The organism is Pseudonocardia pini (genome assembly GCF_013870575.1).
GTDB classification, from domain to species: Bacteria; Actinomycetota; Actinomycetes; order Mycobacteriales; family Pseudonocardiaceae; genus Pseudonocardia; species Pseudonocardia pini.
In genome coordinates, this window is record NZ_JACBXB010001243.1 from 1 (window position 1) to 415 (window position 415).

Genomic DNA, 415 nt, shown 5'->3' on the forward strand with positions numbered 1-415 from the left:
AGCGGTGCCGGGGATGGCCCAGGGCCGGGCCAGGGTCTCCGGGTCACGCAGGTACGGCCAGAACTCCCCGGACCCGTCCGGGGCGTTGACCTCGGTCGCGAACCGCGGATCCACAGTCTCGAGGGTGGACGCGTCGGGGACCTTCCACGGCTCCGACCCGTTCGCCAACGCACCGTCCGACAGCACCATCACCGGGGTGCGGTACTTCACCGCGATCGCGGCGGCCTCGATGGCGGCGTGGAAACAGTCACCCGGCGACTGCGGGGCGATGATCGGCAGGGGTGCCTCACCGTTGCGCCCGAACATGGCCTGCAACAGATCGGCCTGCTCGGTCTTGGTCGGCAACCCCGTCGAGGGCCCGCCGCGCTGGACGTCGATCACCAGCAGCGGCAGCTCCAGGGCGACGGCGAGACCC

1 pseudogene is annotated in these 415 nt (G+C 71.6%); it reads right to left on the reverse strand.

Annotated elements, in window-relative coordinates:
* A pseudogene (locus tag H5J29_RS34160) lies at nucleotides 1-415 on the reverse strand (2-oxoacid:acceptor oxidoreductase subunit alpha); the annotation flags it as partial.